Here is a 16,938-nt window from a genome sequence, read left to right on the forward strand (position 1 = left end):
GTTCATCCCGCATGTTGAGTCAATCATCCACGACCGGGAGCATAGGGCCACCACACGTCCAGGAGGTCCCCGCCGTGACGACCACACCCCAGGCGGTCCGCAGGGCATCCCCGCGCACCCGCCGGAAGACCACCCCGGCCGCACCCGACCCGTCGGCCGGCTTCATGCCGCAGCGGGAACCGGTCCGGCTGCTCGAACCCGACGGGACCCCGCTGCCGGCCCGCGACGACTACCCGGAGCCGCCGGTCGAGACGCTGCGCGAGATGTACCGGCGGATGGTCGTCGGCCGCCGCTTCGACGTGCAGGCCACCGCGCTCACCAAGCAGGGCCGCCTCGCCGTCTACCCGTCCGCGCGCGGCCAGGAGGCGTGCCAGATCGGCGGCGTCCTCGCGCTGCGCGACACCGACTGGGTGTTCCCCACCTACCGCGAGTCGATGGCGCTGACCGCGCGCGGCCTCGACCCGGTCGAGGTGCTCACGCTGCTGCGCGGCGACTGGCACTGCGGGTACGACCCGGCCGCCATGCACACCGCGCCGCAGTGCACCCCGCTCGCCACCCAGTGCGTGCACGCCGCCGGGCTGGCCTATGGCGAGTCGTACCAGGGTCGCGACACCGTGGCGCTGGCGTTCATCGGCGACGGCGCCACCAGCGAGGGCGACTTCCACGAGGGCATCAACTTCGCCGCCGTGTTCAAGGCGCCCGTCGTCTACCTCGTGCAGAACAACAAGTACGCGATCAGCGTGCCGCTGTCCCGGCAGACCGCCGCGCCCAGCCTCGCGTACAAGGGCGTCGGCTACGGCGTACCCAGCGAGCAGGTCGACGGCAACGACCCGGTGGCCGTCCTGGCGGTGCTGGAGCGCGCCGTCGCGCACGCCCGCGCCGGCAAGGGCCCCTACCTGGTCGAGGCGCACACGTACCGGATGGAACCGCACACGAACGCCGACGACCAGACCCGCTACCGCGACGCCGACGAGGTCGAGGCGTGGCGCGACCGCGACCCGGTCGCCCGGCTCGAGGCGTACCTGCGGGCCAAGGGCGTGCTCGACGACGCCGCCGTCGCGGCGGTCGCCGAGGAGGCCGAGGAGTACGCCGCGACGCTGCGTCGCCGGATGGACTCCCAGCCGAGCGTGGACCCGCTGAGTCTGTTCGACCACGTGTACGCCGAGCCGACGCCGCAACTCGTCGAGCAGCGCGAGATGGTCCGGGCCGAGCTGGCCGCCGACGCGGAGGGGAGCGCCTGATGGCCACCATGACCATGGCGAAGGCGCTCAACGCGGCGCTCGCCGACGCGATGCTCGACGACGAGCGCGTGCTCGTCTTTGGTGAGGACGTCGGCCAGCTCGGCGGCGTCTTCCGGATCACCGACGGGCTTCAGGCCCGGTTCGGCGACAAGCGCTGCTTCGACACCCCGCTCGCCGAGGCCGGCATCGTCGGGTTCGCCGTCGGCCTCGCCATGTCCGGGCTGCGGCCGGTCGTGGAGATGCAGTTCGACGCGTTCGCGTACCCGGCGTTCGAGCAGATCGCCTCGCACGTGGCGAAGCTGCGCAACCGCACCCGTGGCGCGTTGAGCGTGCCGATCGTCATCCGGGTGCCCTACGCCGGCGGCATCGGCGGCGTGGAGCACCACTGCGACTCGTCCGAGGCGTACTACGCGCACACGCCCGGCCTGAAGGTGGTCACGCCCGCGACTGTGGACGACGCGTACTCGCTGCTGCGCGCCGCCATCGACGACCCCGACCCGGTGGTGTTCCTGGAGCCCAAGAAGCTCTACTTCACCAGCGCCGAAGCGGAACTGCCGGCCCGTACCGCGCCGATCGGCAGCGCCGTCGTGCGCCGCCCCGGCACCGACGCCACGCTGATCGCGTACGGCCCGGCGGTGCCGGTCGCGCTCGCCGCCGCCGAGGCCGCCCGCGAGGAGGGCTGGGACCTGGAGGTCGTCGACGTCCGCAGCATCGTGCCGTTCGACGACGCCACCGTCACCGCCTCGGTCCGCCGTACCGGCCGATGCGTGGTGATCCAGGAGGCGCAGGGCTTCGCCGGTGTCGGGGCGGAGATCGCCGCCCGGGTGCAGGAGCGCTGCTTCCACGCGCTGCACGCGCCGGTGCTGCGGGTGTCCGGGCTGGACATCCCGTACCCGGCGCCCATGCTGGAGCACACCCACCTGCCCTCGGTCGACCGGGTGCTGGACGCCGTGGCGCGGCTCCAGTGGGACGACCAGCCCGACACGAGGTGGGTGGCGGCATGACCGAACGCACCGAGCGGAGCGAGGGCCGTGAGGGCATGCCCGGTCAGCACAGCCTGACCGAACGCACCGAGCGGAGCGAGGGCCGTGAGGGCATGCCCGGCCGGAACGGCATGAGCACGGCTCTTGGGACCCGCGACTTCCTCCTGCCGGACCTCGGGGAAGGGCTGAGCGAGGCGGAGATCGTCGAGTGGCGGGTCGCCGTCGGCGACGTCGTTACCGTGGACCAGACGGTGGTCGAGGTGGAGACCGCCAAGGCCGTCGTCGACGTGCCGTGCCCGTACGCCGGACGGGTCGTGGCCCTGCACGGCGCCGCGGGTGAGGTACGCCCGGTCGGCCAGCCGCTGATCACCATCGCCCCGCTCGACGACGCCCCCGACCCGCACGCCACCTACCGCGAGGAGGAGCGGGCCGGGTCCGGCAACGTCCTGATCGGCTACGGCACCGGCCACGGCGGATCGGGCCGGCGGCGGCGCCGGCCGCGGCTGGCGCTGGCCCCCGAGCCCGCCACGTCCGCCTCGACGGGCCCCGCGTCCGGTCCGGCGACTGGCTCTCCGGCTTCGGCGCCGCTGGTCATCTCGCCGATCGTGCGGCGCCTGGCCAAGGAGCACGGCATCGACCTGGCGTCGCTGCGCGGCACCGGGCCGGGCGGCGTGATCCGCCGGGCCGACCTGGACGCCGCCGTGACCGCCCCCGCTCCGGCGACCCGGCCCGCAGCGGTGCCGGACGCCCCGGCCGCCCACGTCGGGCTCGCCCCGGCGGGCGACGGGGACACGGTCATCCCGCTCACCGGCATCCGCAAGGTGATCGCCGACAAGCTCTCCCGCAGCCGGCGGGAGATCCCCGAGGTGACCATCTGGGTCGACGTGGACGCCACCGGCCTGCTGGAGACGCGCGCCGCGATAAACGCGGCCAACCCGGACTCGCCGGTGAGCATCCTGGCGCTGCTGGCCCGGATCTGCCTCAGCGGCCTGCGGAGGTACCCGCAGCTCAACGCGCACGTCGACACTGAGGGCCAGCGGATCGTCCAGTCCGGGGGCGTGCACCTGGGCATCGCCGCGCAGACCGACCGGGGCCTGGTCGTGCCGGTGCTGCGCGACGCGCAGCGGCTGACCACCCGGGAGCTGGCCGCCGCGCTCGCCGAGACCACTGCGGCGGCCCGGGCCGGTACGCTGCCGCCGGCGCGGCTGACCGGCGGGACGTTCACGCTCAACAACTACGGCGTGTTCGGCGTGGACGGTTCCACGCCGATCATCAACCACCCGGAGGCGGCGCTGCTCGGCGTCGGCCGGATCGTGGACAAGCCGTGGGTGGTGGACGGGCAGCTCGCCGTCCGCAAGGTGACCCAGATCAGCCTCACCTTCGACCACCGCGTCTGCGACGGCGGCGTGGCCGGCGGCTTCCTGCGCCACGTGGCGGACTGCGTCGAGCAGCCGGCCCTCCTGGTAGCCAACGTCTGACCGGTCCGGCTCCCGGCCCCGGCTCTCCGTGGGAGGGCCGGGGCCGCGCCCGTCCCCGCAGCCCGCCCGCGATCTTGCACTTTCGGTCCACGATATGCCCGATTCGCACTCTTGTCCGGGGCTGCAACTGCAAGATCGCGGCGATGACGCGGGCGGCGTGGGGTGATCACCTCCAGCGCTGCCCGCTTTGCGAGACCGTTGTGCCGGTGCGTGGGATCGCCTCCGTCCCGTCGATCATGAGGTTGGCGGGGACAAAACGGACGCCGTGTGCCGTCAACTTCATGATCGACGGGCCGGGGCGTGCTGGGAGGCGAGCGAGGGGGTGGCGAACCGGGCGGAGGGCGCGTGGGGCGCAAGCGGGGACGGGAATTACCTGTCCGGCATGATTCTCCGCAACCGTTTCCGAGCAATTCCGCCGAAGGTGCCACGGCGCGATCCCGGGCCTACAGAATGTGGGCGAGAGGGTTCGGAAATGGGGGGCGAAATATGTTTGCGAGGCGCCGACTGACGCTTTTCGCGATGACCGTCGCAGCCGCGCCGCTGGCGGTCGGCGCGTGCACCGCCGGCCCGAAGTCGGTGGCGAAGCGGGCCGAGGCGGCGCCGCCGTCGGTCTCCGTGACGCCGGCCGACAGTACCCGGGACGTGCCGATCAGCGCGGAGGTGGGCACGAAGGTGAGCAACGGCAAGGTGACAGCCGTCAAGCTGACCGACGACAAGGGCAACGCGGTGCCGGCCCAGCCGCGGGAGGACGGTTCCGGCTGGGTGCCGGACCGGCCGCTCGCCAATTCCCGGACGTACACCGCGGAGGTGACCGCGACCGGCGATTCCGGCAAGACCGCCACGCAGAAGACGACGTTCACGACGATGGCCAAATCCACCAAACCGGCAGTCACCAGCGAATTGTATTTCCGGCCGAATCAGACGTACGGGACGGCGATGCCGGTCGTGCTCGGATTCGACCCGCCGATTCCGAAGGAGGCCCGCGCGGACGTGCAGCGCCGGCTGTTCGTGAAGACCGACCCGCCGCAGCCGGGCACCTGGTCCTGGGTGGCCGACGGCAAGCAGGCCGAGTACCGCGCGCCGGACCGCTGGAAGCCGGGCACGAAGATCAGCGTGCGCAGCGCGCTGCAGGGGCTGCCCATCGGCAAGGAGGCGGTCGGCGATTCCGACCGGGTCGCGAGCGCCAAGGTCGGCCGGCAGGTGACCCTGGACATCGACAACGGGACGAAGCAGATGACCGTCTACGAGGACGGCAAGGTGCTCAAGAAGATCCCGGTCAGCCTCGGCAAGGAGAGCACGCCGACGTCCAGCGGCACCATGGTGATCATGGAGAAGCACGAGCACACCACGTTCGACACCCGGGGTGAGCCGAACGGCGGCTACGTGGTCGACGTGGACGACGCCCAGCGGCTGACCTGGGGCGGCGAGTTCATCCACTCGGCGCCGTGGTCGGAGGGCGACCAGGGGAGCACCAACGTCTCGCACGGCTGCACCAACGTCTCGGCCACCGCCGCGGACTGGCTGATGGGCTTCACGCAGGTCGGTGACCTGGTGACGGTCAAGGGCACCGAGGTGAAGCTGGACCAGGGCAACGGCTTCACCGCCTGGAACGTCAGCTGGGACGAGTTCGCCAAGGGCAGCGCGCTGCCCGTACCGGCGGGCCTGAAGCCCACACAGAGCGCCACGCCGCACCCGGGCGCGGTGGCCGGCGGGTCGTCACCGGCCCCGGCCCCCTCGCGGAGCAACAGCGGCGGCTGAACCTGGGGAGGAACGGCCACGGGGCCGGCCCGCGTCCGCGCGGGCCGGCCCCGCGTCGTCTCAGTCCAGGCCGACGCGGGCCACCCCGGCCGCGGTCAGGCTGCCCAGCCAGAGGTGGCGGCCGTGCTGCCGCACGCCGGTGACCATCGGGTACGCCCCGCTCGGGCCGTGCAGCGTGCGCAGCACCCGGCCGTCGCCGTCGACCAGCGCGACCAGCCCGTAGCGGCGCGGCTGCGGCTGCACCGCGCCGGGCAGCAGGGCCACGATCTGCCGGACCCGGGGATGCGGCAGCAGCCGTTCCATCGCCCGCAGCCGAGGGCTGGGCAGCGCGACCCAGTACGTGCCGTCGCCGACCCCCGAGACGTTGTCCGGATACGCGGGCAGGTCGGTGAGCACCGTGGCCCGCCCGCTCGGCAGGTCGAGGCGGAGCAGCCGATGGGTGGCGGTCTCGGCGAGCATCAGCGCCGACTCGTCCGGGGTGAGCGCGAGCCCGTTGGGGAAGTAGAGCCCGTCCGCGACCACGTCGGTGCGCCCGGTGCGCCTGTCGTACGCGAGGACCCGCCCGTTGGGCCGGTGCTCCAGCAGGTCGCGTTTCCAGTGCGAGAGCGGGAACCGGTCGGACGAGTCGGTGAAGTAGACGGTGCCGTCGCGCGCCACCGCCGCGTTGTCGGCCAGGTGCACCGGCGGCGCGGTCCCGGTCAGCTCGTGCACCCGGCCGGCCGGGTCGACCCGCAGCAGCCCCCGGTACGCGTCGCAGACCAGCAACCCGCCGTCGACCGGATCGCGTTCGATGCCCAGCGGCCGGCCGCCGGTCTCGGCCAGCAGGGTCGGCGGCGTGCCGGGCGGGGAGTCGGCCGGCCACCACCAGAGCCGGCCGTCCTCGTCGCCGCTGACCACCCGGCCGTCGCCGTCGACCACGACGTCCTCCGGGCCGTGCCCGCCGGCCGGCAGCGGCAGCAGGTCGGCCCGGTCGAGCCGGGTGTCTGCGGGCGACCAGGGGCCGGTGAGCGGCGGCGGTACCGTCGCCGGCTCGCGGACCGGCCGGATCAGCAGTGGGGCGCGCGGGCGGGGGACGACCATCGGCTCATTGTGGCCCGGCGGCGTCGCGCCGGGCAGTCCCCGACGGCGTTTCGCGGCGTTCCGCGCGGCGTGGCGTGGCGGCTGCGGGATGACCCTGAGGCGGCTCGGGGTCGGGTCCCGGACAGTACCCGGAACCCCCGCCGGGAGGCCCGGAAATGTCGGTGGGGCCGGGTAGGTTTGGCCGCATGGTACACAGCGTTGAGCGCTTCCACGTGGCGATGGACGTGCACGACCACGTGGTCGAGCTGCGCCCGGTCGGCGAGATCGACATCGCCTCCGTGACGGCGTTCCGGGCCGCGCTCTGGGCGGCGCCGGCCCGGCCGGTGCTGCGGGTCGACCTGTCCGGTGTGCGGCTGCTCTCCGCCGCCGGCGTCCGCGCGCTGGTCGCCACCCACCTGCGGGTCCGTTCCCGCGGCGGCGAGCTGGTGCTCACCGACCCCGACCCGGTGGTGGCCCGGGTGCTGCGGGTGACCGGCCTGCACCGGGTGCTCCCGGTGCGCTGCTCCGACCGCGCCCAGAACCTGCCCGACCGCGCGCCGGACCTGCCCGGCCGCGCTCGCGAGCTGGTGGCCTGCGCGGCCTGAACAGCCGGCGGCCCGGGCGCGGGCGGCCCGCCGGAGCAACGGCGGACCGTCGGCCCGGGCACAGGGCGGGCCGCCGGCCCGGAAGCCGGCGGCCCGACGGGAACGGTGTCGCGCTCAGCGCACGCCGAGCAGGTCCACCACGAAGACGAGCGTCTCGTTCGGCTTGATGACGCCGCCCGCGCCCCGGGCGCCGTAGCCCAGGTGCGGCGGGATGGTGAGCTTGCGCCGGCCGCCGACCTTCATGCCCACGACGCCCTGGTCCCAGCCGGCGATGACCTGGCCGCCGCCGAGCGGGAACTCGAACGTCTCACCCCGGTTCCACGAGGCGTCGAACTCGCGGCCGTTCGAGTGGGCCACGCCCACGTAGTGCACGCTCACCAGCTGGCCCGCGCGGGCCTCCGGGCCGTCGCCGACGGTGATGTCCTCGACGACCAGATCGGCGGGCGGCGCGCCCTCGATCGGGCCGATCTGGGGCTTGTCCATGAGCGGGTCTCCTCGGTGCTGACGGTGTGGTCACAGTCGATCCTGCCGGATCGCGACCGGCCGATACGCGCCGGACCCCGCACACCGGCGTGGCGGGGACACGAAAGAGGGCGGGCGCCGCCTGTCGGCGACGCCCGCCCCGGAGCGGGCTGGTTCACTTCAGCCAGGGGAGACGCTGGACCAGGGGGAGCTTCGCCCAGATCCGGCCGAGGCCGAGGGTGTTGCCGGCGCCCACCAGGGCCAGACCGGCCAGCAGGCCCGCGTAGATGAGGTGGTCGTCCATGAAGGGGTTGTTCGCCGGGGGCAGCACGGCCGTCCACATCAGGACCAGGAGCAGTCCGCCGGCCACGGCGGCGATCCGGATGCCGATGCCGAGCATCAGGGCGACACCGATGCCGAGCAGACCGACCATGAACAGGGTGTCCGCCCAGGCCGCGCCGGCGATGTTCCGGTAGAGGTCCGCGAACGGGCCCTCGACCGCGTTGCCCAGGAAGCCCTTGGTCGGGCTGCCGCCGTTGATCCAGGCGTTCTTCGCCGGGGTCTCGTGGCCGAGGCCGAACATCTTGTCGAGGAAGGCCCAGAGGAAGATCCAGCCCAGCGCGAGCCGCAGACCGGCCCACACGTACCGGGTGGCCTTCTGCCGGGTGGTCTCGATGTGCGCCGCCGGAGCGATGGTGGCGGCGGGGGTCCGCTTGACGGCGGGGGTCCGCTCGATTGTCGCGGTCATGGTGTCCACGTCCCTTCCTGTGCCTCGCACCGCGCTTCCCGGTGGCACATTCATTCCACCGCCGCGCGGCGTCCGGGAGCAGGGCCGAGAGGTGCCCTCGTGACCGGGTCCTTGGTCCCGTCCGTACCCGGTCCGGTCGGCCCCTCGCAGCCGGTCCGCCGCCCCTGACCAGGCCGTACGCCTGCGGCCTACCGTCGTAGGTGGAGACCCGGTACGAGGAGGTCGTGATGAGGGCGTGGCAGGTTACCGACGTGATGACCAGGGACGTCGCCACGGTGACGGAGGAGACCCCGTACCGCGAGGTCGTCGACGTGCTGGTGCGGCAGCGGATCAGCGGTGTGCCGGTGGTGGACTCGTTCCGCCGGGTGCTCGGGGTGATCTCCGAGGCGGACCTGCTGCACAAGGTGGAGCGGTCCGGTCACCCGGACGAGCGGCGGGTCTTCGAGGGACGGCGCCGCCGTACCGCGCGGGAGAAGGCGGGCGCGCTCGTCGCCCGGGACCTGATGACCGGGCCCGCGGTCACCACCCACGAGCGGGCGTCGCTCGCGGCGACCGCCCGGCTGATGGACCACGAGGCCGTCAAGCGGCTCCCGGTGCTGGACGACCTGGGCCGGCTCGCCGGCATCGTCACCCGCGGTGACCTGCTGCGCGTGCACCTGCGTACCGACGCGGAGATCCGCGAGGAGGTCGTGCACGAGGTGCTGCGCCGCGTGCTGTCCGTGCGCGACGGCCTGGTCACGGTCCAGGTCCGCGGCGGCGAGGTCACCATGGACGGGCGGCTGGACCGGCGCAGCGCCGTCGAGCTGGCCGGCCGCCTCGCCGCGCAGGTCGCGGGTGTGGTCGCGGTGCACAACGCGATCGGGTACGACGTGGACGACACCACGCTGATGGAGCTGGACCCGGTGCACGCCACCCCGGTCGCCTGAGCGCCGTCACCCGGGCCTCACCGGTCAGGTGGGGCCCGCGGCGGCGAGCTGGGCGGCCAGCAGCGCCGGGGCCTCGGCCAGCGAGGGGCCGTACCAGGTGAGGTGCCGGCCGGAGACCAGCGCCGCGGGCACGCCGGGGAACGCCTCCGGCCCGTCGTCGGCGGTGAACCGGTACGGCTCGTCGGGCAGCACCACCAGCTCCGGCGCGCGGGCGCGCAGCTCGTCCAGGCCGGGCCGGGGATAGCGTTCCGCGTCCCCGGCCCAGCCGTTGCGCACACCCAGCCGGGCCAGCACGTCCCCGGCGAACGTGTCCCGTCCCAGCACCACCCACGGGCGCCGCCACACCGGCACCACGGCGGTGCGGACGTGTCCCGGCGAGGGCAGCGCGGCCCAGGCGTGGCGGGCCTCGCGCAACCACGGCGGCTCGGCCGGCACGCCGAGCGCGACGACCAGCTCACCCAGCTGGTCGAGGGCCTCCGGCACGGTACGCGGGAAGGTGACCCGGACCGGCACCCCGGCCGCGCGCAGCGCCTCGGCGTCGGCCAGCCGGTTCTCCTCCTCGTTGAGCAGCACCAGATCCGGCTCGAGCGTGAGCACCCGCTCCAGGTCCGGGTACTTCGTCCCACCGACTCGGGCGACGTCCAGCCCGGCCGGATGGGTGCACCAGTCGGTCGCACCGACCAGCACCTCCGGGCGGGTGGCCGCGACCGCCTCGGTCAGCGACGGCACCAGCGACACCACCCGCACCGCGTCTCCCTCTCCTCGAACCGGACCGGCCGGTCAGCGGGCCGGCGCGGGCACGGCGTCGGCGTTCTCCGGCGGCAGGCCCGCCACGGGCAGGCCCTTGCGTACCGCCCAGTCGACGGCGGCGCGCAGGTCCGCGGTGGGCAGCGGCCGCCGGGTGGTCACCCCGACCGCCGCGTGCACGATGTACGCCATGAACGGGTACGACCGGGCCAGCGCGCCGATCGCGTCGTGCAACCGGCGTACCACGTCCAGCGCGGCCGGTTCGTCGAGTCCGGGCAGGACGAGCTGGAACTCGTTCTCGGTGACGCGCACCGCGCGGTCGACCGGCCGCAGCACGGCGGTGATCGCGGTGAGCACGGCGTGCCCCTCGCGGGCGACACCGCGCCGGCCGAAGCGTTCCGGCGAGCCGGGCGGCGCCTCGACCCGCAGGCCGACCAGCGCCACCGGCAGCGTGCCGGAGGCGGTCACCCCGTCCGCGCCGGACCACCGGGCCAGGCCTGATTCGTCCAGCATGGTCTCGGCCGGCTCGACCGGCTGGTGGTTCCGGTCGCCGCGGCGGGCCAGCATCCGCAGCGCCGCCTCGGCGCGCGGCTCGCCCGGCCCGGCCGGGATGTCCCGCACCCGGGCGATCGCCTCGTCCAGCGCGGTGCGCGCCGCGGCGGGCAGCCGCTCGGCGAGCTGCTCGCGCAGCCGGATCACCTCGTGCAGCGCCTCGTCGCGGCGGAAACCCCAGCGGCCCTCGAACAGCCGGCCGGCCTCCAGCGTCGGCGCGGGCGCCACCTCGGCCCGGTCGTGCGCGACGAGTGTGGCGCCGAAACGCGGGCTCAGCGCGACCACCGTCCACTCCCGGGCCAGCGCCTCCGCCTCGTCCAGGGTCACGCCGTACGCCCCTTCGGGCAGGTCGGGCGGCGGTCCGCCGACCATCGCCACCACCGTCACGGCGGCACGGCCGGCGATGCGCCGGTAGACCTCGCGCTCCCGGGCGAAGTACGGCAGCCGCTGGAACAGCGCGAGCACGACGAGCGGGCCGTCCTCGGCCTCGGCGAGCGCGGCGCGTTCGATGGCGTGGGAGACGGCGACGAGACTGCGTTTGGTGAACTGTTCCGGGGTCCGTCCGCTGGGCACGGGCAGAGCCTAGAGGGACGGACGCGGTAGCGCACCGGGCGGCCGTACCGACTGCGCCGCACCGCCTAGACTCGGGGGTCGACCGGACGAGGGGGATCGGGGCGAGATGACGAGCACAGGCAGCGTGACCGCCTCCTGGCTGCGGCCGGTCCCGCCCGGCGTCGCGCCGTCCCTGGTCCGGGCCGGCCACCTCGGTCACGCCGGCCGGCGGCTCGGTGACCTGGTGCAGGGCCGCCCGCCGGGGGTCACCGGCAGTCAGTGGAGCACCGCCGGGCGGGCGTCGCTCGACCTGGTGGTCTGCGCCGCCGACACCGAGCTGCCGCGCTTCGCGGTGCGGTTCACCACGCCCGCTCCGGACGGGTCGCCGGCCCGGCGGGAGGAACGGCTCACCGACGCGGTCTGCGCCGCCGTCGGCCTGCCGCTGGTGCGCGTCGAGTCGCCGGCGCTGGGCGGCGCGGAGCAGGTCCTTCGGTTCGCCGGGTACGTGCTGGACGCGCGGGCCTACGCCGACGGCACCGACCCGGACGCCGACGACGCGGTCGGGTTCCGGGACATCATCGGCCGGCTGCCGGACGGCCGGCGCGGACCGGTGAACGACCTCGGCGCGCTGGCCCGGGTCGAGGCGGTCGAGGCGTACGTGGCGGGCCGGATCGCCGACCCGATCGTGCGCGGACTGCACGTGCGCTGGACCGACGGGCCGGCGGAGGGCTGGGCCTGGGCCGAGGTGCGGCCCGGCCGCTGCCTGCTGGAGCGGGTCCGGCTGACCTCGCGCGGCTTCGCCTGCGGGGTCGACGCGGGGCGGCTCGCCGAGGATCTGGCCGTGGTGGCGCTGGGGGAGCGGCTGCGAGGCCTCGACGGCGCCGTGCCGTCCCTGCTGGACCGGGACGAGCTTCTCGGGCAGGTCCGTGCGCTCGCCGCCCGGCGGGACTCCTTCGACGGCGGCTTCGCCTTCGACCACCTCTGCGCCGACTGAACCGTCCTCGCCGGAGCGGACGGCGGCTTTTCGATTTTTTTCCGATCTCCGGTTGAACCTTCACCGACGGCGCTCCGTACCTCATCGGGAATGGACGCAGATCTTCCCCGCCGCGCCCGGACGGCGCGGAGACGGTGCGGAAAGGGCACCGTCGGCCATTGACGCGCGACTGAGCGTCGCAGTGATCTCACACCCCGAATTCGTCGGTCCGCCGGGATCACCAGTCAACTACCGGATCGAGAAGGAGAGCAATTCGATGCGCAGGTCCACACGGGCGCGCCGGTCATCCGGTAACGCGCGGAGCAAGCGGATGCTGGCAGTGGTCGGCACGCTCGCGGTCTTCGGCGGCATCGTCGCCGTCACCCAGATCTCGTCCGCCCAGGACCGGCGGACGACCACCCGCGCGGCCTCGGCGTCCTGCGTGCCCGCGAGCCCGGGGGCGACCGCCCCGGACGGCCAGGGCAGCACCACCCGTACCTGGCAGAACGGCCGCTGGGTCCGCAACCACTGGGGCGACGGTCAGATGTCGCCGGCCGAGTGCCAGCAGACCAACGCGGGTGGTGCCGGCGCCGGCACCCCGACGGTGGCCTGCCCGGACGTCCGCGGCCGGCTGCCGCAGGTGCCCGGCCGGGCCCGTGCCGAGGTGGACCGCACGCTGGCGCTGCTGGAGAGCCAGATCGCCGAGGCGAACCGGCGGCTCGCGGCGGAGGGCCGCAACGGCGGTGAGTTCATAGACAACGCGATCCTCGGTCCGCTCGCGGACAAGCGGACCGCGGCGCTCAACCGGATCGCCACCGCCATCGGCCGGTTCGCGCAGCGCCCGCAGGGCCTGGACCAGTTCGCCCGGTGCGCGGTGAGCGACACGCCGCAGAGCGGCGGTCAGAACGGTGGCGGTCAGAACGGCGGCAACAACGGAGGCCAGAACGGCGGGAACAACGGCGGGAACAACGGCGGCGGGAACAACAACGGCGGCGGCCAGAACAACGGCGGCAACAACGGCCTGAACGTGCTCGCCAAGGACTGCTCCGGCAGCCAGCTCCAGGCGCACGACGGTTTCCAGAACGGCAACCGGTGTGTGAGCACCGCATTCGGTGAGGTGGGTGCCGCGGCGAACAACCCGTCGCTGCTGATCACGCAGTTCCCGAACCAGGTGCGGCGCAACCAGCCGTTCACGCTCCGGGTCACCACCAAGAACCTGGTGCGGGACCGCTTCCTCGCCGCCGGTCAGGGCGGCTACTACCTGGAGAGCTCGCTGCTCAACGGCCAGGGCCTGGTACGCGGTCACTTCCACACCGCCTGCCGGATGCTCGGCAGCACCCGGCAGCCCCCGAACCCGCAGGACGTGCCGGCGTTCTTCGTCGCCACCGAGGACGGCCGGGGTGGCAACCAGCCGGACGACGTGCTGATCCAGATCCCGGGCCTGGCGCAGTCGGGCGTGGCGCAGTGCGCGGTCTGGGCCGGTGACGGCTCGCACCGCATCCCGATGATGGAGCGGGCGAACCAGACCCCCGCGATCGACGTGGTGCGCATCCGGGTCAACTGAGCGACGCGACGGCCGCGGCCGTCCGGGGGACTCCTCCGGGCGGCCGCGGCCTTTCCGCGTACGGGAACGGTGGGAGGCGATCCCGGAGGAAATCTCGTGCCGTGGGTATCCGCCGGACGAAAAGCGCCGTGCGGAGAATGCCGATCGGGGCCACGCCGATTTCTCAGCGTGACCCCGGGATGCCCGACGGTGAACCGGTGACGGTCAGCGGTTCTTGTACGCCTCGACCACCGACACCGGGATGCGCCCGCGCTCGGAAATCTCGAACCCGTTCTTGGCGGCCCATTCCCGGATGGCGCGGTTCTGCTCGCGGTCCATTCCCGAGGTGCTCGGCCGGGTCGTGCGACGGGCGCCGCGGGTGATCTCGGCGGCTCCCCGGCCGATTCGCCTGCCAGCGCTGATGTACGGATCCAGGGCCTTGCGCAGGACGCCCGCGTTCTCGTCGGAGACGTCGATCGTGTACGCCACGCCGTCCAGGCTGAACTCGACGGTCCGATCGGCCTTTCCGCCGTCGAGGTCGTCGGTCAGAACGGTGATTACTTTCCTTGCCATCGCCATTACTCCCTGTGTCGGGCGGGGTGTGGCTAAGAGTTTGACCTACCGCGCGGTAATCCCGCAACAATAGCCGACTGTTTCCATTCGGCGGGTCGCGGTAAACGGTGCCGCCATTGGGCGCGGAGCGCCGGAACGGGAGCGCTCGGCGTGGCGTGGGTCACAACCAGGAACAAGGGGCATCTTTTGTTACTTGAGCCAGACACGCTCAACCAACGTGATGGCAGGTGTTCGATGGCAACTCTTCCGGTACTCCCACTGACCGACGCCGTCCTGCTGCCCGGGATGGTCGTCCCGGTGACCCTCGACCCGACCACCCAGGCCGCCGTCGACGCGGCCCGCGCCACCGGCGACAAGGAACTCCTGGCCGTGCCCCGCATCGACGGCGAGTACGGTTCCGTCGGCGTGGTCGCCACGATCGAGAAGGTGGGCCGGCTGCCCAGCGGCGAACCGGCGGCGGTCGTCCGCGGTCTCGCCCGTGCCCGCATCGGCTCCGGCGTGCCCGGTCCCGGCGCCGCGCTCTGGGTCGAGGCGACCACACTCGACGAACCCGCCCCGGCCGGCCGCGCCCGGGAACTCGCCCGCGAGTACCGCGCGCTCATGACCTCGGTCCTGCAGCAGCGCGGCGCCTGGCAGGTGATCGACGCGATGGAGCGGATGACCGACCTGTCCGAGCTGGCCGACTCGGCCGGTTACGCGCCCTGGCTCAGCCTGACCCAGAAGACCGAACTGCTCGCCGCGCCGGACGTCACCGCCCGGCTGGACCTGCTCGTCGGCTGGGTCAAGGAACACCTGGCCGAGCAGGAGGTCACCGAGCAGATCAACAGCGACGTCCGCGAGGGGCTGGAGAAGTCCCAGCGGGAGTTCCTGCTGCGCCAGCAGCTCGCCGCGATCCGCAAGGAACTCGGCGAGGACGAGCCGGACGGCTCCGCCGACTACCGCTCCCGGGTGGAGTCCGCCGACCTGCCGGAGAAGGTACGCGAGGCGGCGCTGCGCGAGGTCGGCAAGCTGGAGCGGGCCAGTGACGCCTCACCCGAGGCGGGCTGGATCCGTACCTGGCTGGACACCGTCCTGGAGATGCCGTGGAGCACGCGTACCCAGGACAACACCGACCTGGCCGCGGCCCGGGCCGTGCTCGACGCCGACCACGCCGGCCTGGCCGACGTGAAGGACCGAATCCTGGAGTACCTCGCGGTGCGCAACCGGCGCGCGGAGCGCAACCTCGGCGTCGTCGGCGGACGCGGCTCCGGCGCGGTGCTGGCCCTGGCCGGCCCGCCCGGTGTCGGCAAGACCAGCCTCGGCGAGTCGGTCGCCCGGGCGCTGGGCCGCAACTTCGTCCGCGTCTCCCTCGGCGGCGTCCGGGACGAGGCGGAGATCCGCGGCCACCGGCGCACCTACGTCGGCGCGCTGCCCGGCCGGATCGTGCGTGCGCTGCGCGAGGCCGGCTCGATGAACCCGGTCGTGCTGCTCGACGAGGTCGACAAGCTGGCCGCCGGCTACTCCGGCGACCCGGCGGCGGCCCTGCTCGAGGTGCTCGACCCGGCGCAGAACCACACGTTCCGCGACCACTACCTGGAGGTCGACCTCGACCTGTCCGACGTGCTGTTCCTCGCCACCGCCAACGTGGTCGAGGCGATCCCGGGCCCGCTGCTGGACCGGATGGAGCTGGTCGCGCTGGACGGCTACACCGAGGACGAGAAGGTCGCCATCGCCCGGGACCACCTGCTGCCCCGGCAGCGGGAGCGGGCCGGGCTGACCGGCGAGGAGGTCACCGTCGCCGACGAGGCGCTGGCGCTGATCGCGGGCGAGTACACCCGGGAGGCCGGCGTCCGGCAGCTCGAACGAGCCCTGGCGAAGATCCTGCGCAAGGTGGCCGTCGCGCTCGCCACGGACCCCGCGCCGGTGCACGTGGACGCCGGGAACCTGGCCCGCTACCTGGGCCGGCCGAAGTTCACCCCGGAGTCGGCCGAACGCACCGCCGTGCCCGGCGTGGCGACCGGCCTGGCCGTCACCGGCGCCGGTGGCGACGTGCTGTTCATCGAGGCCACCACGATGGAGGGTGAGCCGGGACTGACGCTGACCGGCCAGCTCGGCGACGTGATGAAGGAGTCCGCGCACATCGCGTGGTCGTACCTGCGGTCGAACGGACGGCGCTACGGGCTGGACCCGAACGCGCTGGCCGGGCGGCGGATCCACCTGCACGTCCCGGCGGGCGCGGTGCCGAAGGACGGCCCGAGCGCCGGCATCACCATGGTGACCGCGCTGGCCTCACTGGTGACCGGGCGTCCGGTGCGGCCCGAGTTCGGGATGACCGGCGAGGTGACGCTCTCCGGCCGGGTGCTGCCGATCGGCGGGGTGAAGCAGAAGCTGCTCGCCGCGCACCGGGCCGGCCTCACCGAGGTGATCATCCCGAAGCGCAACGAGCCGGACCTGGACGACCTGCCGGCGCAGGTGCGGGAGGCGCTGACCGTGCACACGCTGTCCGACGTGGCGGACGTGCTCGCGCTGGCGCTGCGCCCGGCGGAGATCGAGGCGGGAACGCTCGCCGCGGCCTGAGCGGGGGCGGGGGTCCGGTGACAGCCGGACCCCCGCTCCACGGCGCGACCGGATGGTCCGTCCGGCACCCCGGCCGGCCGGAGCGTCGACAGCCGTTCCCGGCCCGGCATACTGGCCGGCGTGCGGCCAGGACCGACGGACGCCGCACGGAGAGGGCTGGTCAGGTGGCGCGCAGAGCAACT

At 73.8% G+C, this 16,938-nt stretch carries 15 protein-coding genes; 9 read left to right on the plus strand and 6 right to left on the minus strand.

From position 1 onward, the window contains the following. Window positions 1-41 precede the first annotated feature (41 nt). From pdhA to IRY44_RS04990, 4 genes are all read left to right on the plus strand, one after another. The gene (pdhA, locus tag IRY44_RS04975) at window positions 42-1,241 is read left to right on the plus strand and encodes a pyruvate dehydrogenase (acetyl-transferring) E1 component subunit alpha (protein WP_194799447.1); all 1,200 of its coding nucleotides are present in this window, start codon (window positions 42-44) and stop codon (window positions 1,239-1,241) included. Continuing rightward, complete coding sequence (locus IRY44_RS04980; RefSeq protein ID WP_194799279.1) at window positions 1,241-2,245, plus strand: alpha-ketoacid dehydrogenase subunit beta; 1,005 nt, start codon at window positions 1,241-1,243, stop codon at window positions 2,243-2,245. Before pdhA ends, IRY44_RS04980 begins: the two co-directional genes overlap by 1 nt. Before the next feature lie 110 nt (window positions 2,246-2,355). Then, window positions 2,356-3,702 (plus strand): dihydrolipoamide acetyltransferase family protein, encoded by a 1,347-nt coding sequence (locus IRY44_RS04985; RefSeq protein ID WP_194799448.1) that lies wholly within the window; start codon window positions 2,356-2,358, stop codon window positions 3,700-3,702. A gap of 486 nt (window positions 3,703-4,188) precedes the next feature. Continuing rightward, complete coding sequence (locus IRY44_RS04990) at window positions 4,189-5,460, plus strand: Ig-like domain-containing protein (protein WP_194799280.1); 1,272 nt, start codon at window positions 4,189-4,191, stop codon at window positions 5,458-5,460. 60 nt (window positions 5,461-5,520) lie between these two features. On the opposite strand, the gene IRY44_RS04995 is transcribed toward IRY44_RS04990, so the two are convergent. Then, window positions 5,521-6,540, minus strand: coding sequence for an SMP-30/gluconolactonase/LRE family protein (locus IRY44_RS04995; protein WP_194799281.1), 1,020 nt, complete (start codon window positions 6,538-6,540; stop codon window positions 5,521-5,523). A 155-nt stretch (window positions 6,541-6,695) separates the two neighbouring features. Between IRY44_RS04995 and IRY44_RS05000 the strand changes: the two genes are divergently transcribed. Beyond that, entirely contained in the window at window positions 6,696-7,124 is a 429-nt protein-coding gene (locus tag IRY44_RS05000) for an STAS domain-containing protein (protein ID WP_194799282.1), read from the plus strand. A gap of 114 nt (window positions 7,125-7,238) precedes the next feature. Here IRY44_RS05000 and IRY44_RS05005 read toward each other — a convergent pair whose 3' ends face one another. Then, window positions 7,239-7,607 carry an FKBP-type peptidyl-prolyl cis-trans isomerase gene (locus IRY44_RS05005; protein ID WP_013286592.1) on the minus strand — a complete coding sequence of 123 codons (369 nt, stop codon included), beginning with the start codon at window positions 7,605-7,607 and terminating at the stop codon, window positions 7,239-7,241. Between the two features lie 154 nt (window positions 7,608-7,761). After that, window positions 7,762-8,343, minus strand: coding sequence for a hypothetical protein (locus IRY44_RS05010; RefSeq protein WP_370584856.1), 582 nt, complete (start codon window positions 8,341-8,343; stop codon window positions 7,762-7,764). A gap of 218 nt (window positions 8,344-8,561) precedes the next feature. On the opposite strand from IRY44_RS05010, the gene IRY44_RS05015 reads away from it, so the two are divergent. Then, a complete protein-coding gene (locus IRY44_RS05015) occupies window positions 8,562-9,260 on the plus strand; it encodes a CBS domain-containing protein (protein WP_194799284.1) in 699 nt (232 codons plus the stop codon). Window positions 9,261-9,284: 24 nt separating this feature from the next. On the opposite strand, the gene IRY44_RS05020 is transcribed toward IRY44_RS05015, so the two are convergent. After that, window positions 9,285-10,007, minus strand: coding sequence for a helical backbone metal receptor (locus IRY44_RS05020; RefSeq protein ID WP_194799285.1), 723 nt, complete (start codon window positions 10,005-10,007; stop codon window positions 9,285-9,287). Window positions 10,008-10,040: 33 nt separating this feature from the next. Further along, the gene (locus IRY44_RS05025) at window positions 10,041-11,132 is read right to left on the minus strand and encodes a DICT sensory domain-containing protein (RefSeq protein ID WP_194799286.1); all 1,092 of its coding nucleotides are present in this window, start codon (window positions 11,130-11,132) and stop codon (window positions 10,041-10,043) included. 106 nt (window positions 11,133-11,238) lie between these two features. Here IRY44_RS05025 and IRY44_RS05030 point away from each other — a divergent pair, with 106 nt between their 5' ends. Beyond that, a complete protein-coding gene (locus IRY44_RS05030; protein ID WP_194799287.1) occupies window positions 11,239-12,105 on the plus strand; it encodes a DUF2726 domain-containing protein in 867 nt (288 codons plus the stop codon). Between the two features lie 310 nt (window positions 12,106-12,415). Then, a complete protein-coding gene (locus IRY44_RS05035; RefSeq protein ID WP_194799288.1) occupies window positions 12,416-13,648 on the plus strand; it encodes a hypothetical protein in 1,233 nt (410 codons plus the stop codon). Window positions 13,649-13,852: 204 nt separating this feature from the next. On the opposite strand, the gene IRY44_RS05040 is transcribed toward IRY44_RS05035, so the two are convergent. Continuing rightward, complete coding sequence (locus tag IRY44_RS05040) at window positions 13,853-14,200, minus strand: Lsr2 family protein (RefSeq protein ID WP_194799289.1); 348 nt, start codon at window positions 14,198-14,200, stop codon at window positions 13,853-13,855. A 234-nt stretch (window positions 14,201-14,434) separates the two neighbouring features. Between IRY44_RS05040 and lon the strand changes: the two genes are divergently transcribed. Then, window positions 14,435-16,756 (plus strand): endopeptidase La, encoded by a 2,322-nt coding sequence (lon, locus tag IRY44_RS05045; protein WP_194799290.1) that lies wholly within the window; start codon window positions 14,435-14,437, stop codon window positions 16,754-16,756. Window positions 16,757-16,938: the final 182 nt, after the last annotated feature.

This window comes from Micromonospora sp. ANENR4, assembly GCF_015354395.1.
Lineage (GTDB): Bacteria > Actinomycetota > Actinomycetes > Mycobacteriales > Micromonosporaceae > Micromonospora > Micromonospora aurantiaca.

Bases quoted from the DNA above. Each gene is read 5' to 3' on its own strand.
- IRY44_RS05005 (WP_013286592.1), bottom strand. From the start codon at position 7,607: ATGGACAAGCCCCAGATCGGCCCGATCGAGGGCGCGCCGCCCGCCGAT.
- IRY44_RS05040 (WP_194799289.1), bottom strand. From the start codon at position 14,200: ATGGCAAGGAAAGTAATCACCGTTCTGACCGACGACCTCGACGGCGGA.
- IRY44_RS04985 (WP_194799448.1), top strand. From the start codon at position 2,356: ATGAGCACGGCTCTTGGGACCCGCGACTTCCTCCTGCCGGACCTCGGG.
- lon (WP_194799290.1), top strand. From the start codon at position 14,435: ATGGCAACTCTTCCGGTACTCCCACTGACCGACGCCGTCCTGCTGCCC.
- IRY44_RS04995 (WP_194799281.1), bottom strand. From the start codon at position 6,540: ATGGTCGTCCCCCGCCCGCGCGCCCCACTGCTGATCCGGCCGGTCCGC.
- IRY44_RS05015 (WP_194799284.1), top strand. From the start codon at position 8,562: ATGAGGGCGTGGCAGGTTACCGACGTGATGACCAGGGACGTCGCCACG.
- IRY44_RS04980 (WP_194799279.1), top strand. From the start codon at position 1,241: ATGGCCACCATGACCATGGCGAAGGCGCTCAACGCGGCGCTCGCCGAC.
- IRY44_RS05000 (WP_194799282.1), top strand. From the start codon at position 6,696: ATGTCGGTGGGGCCGGGTAGGTTTGGCCGCATGGTACACAGCGTTGAG.
- IRY44_RS04990 (WP_194799280.1), top strand. From the start codon at position 4,189: ATGTTTGCGAGGCGCCGACTGACGCTTTTCGCGATGACCGTCGCAGCC.
- IRY44_RS05035 (WP_194799288.1), top strand. From the start codon at position 12,416: ATGCTGGCAGTGGTCGGCACGCTCGCGGTCTTCGGCGGCATCGTCGCC.
- IRY44_RS05030 (WP_194799287.1), top strand. From the start codon at position 11,239: ATGACGAGCACAGGCAGCGTGACCGCCTCCTGGCTGCGGCCGGTCCCG.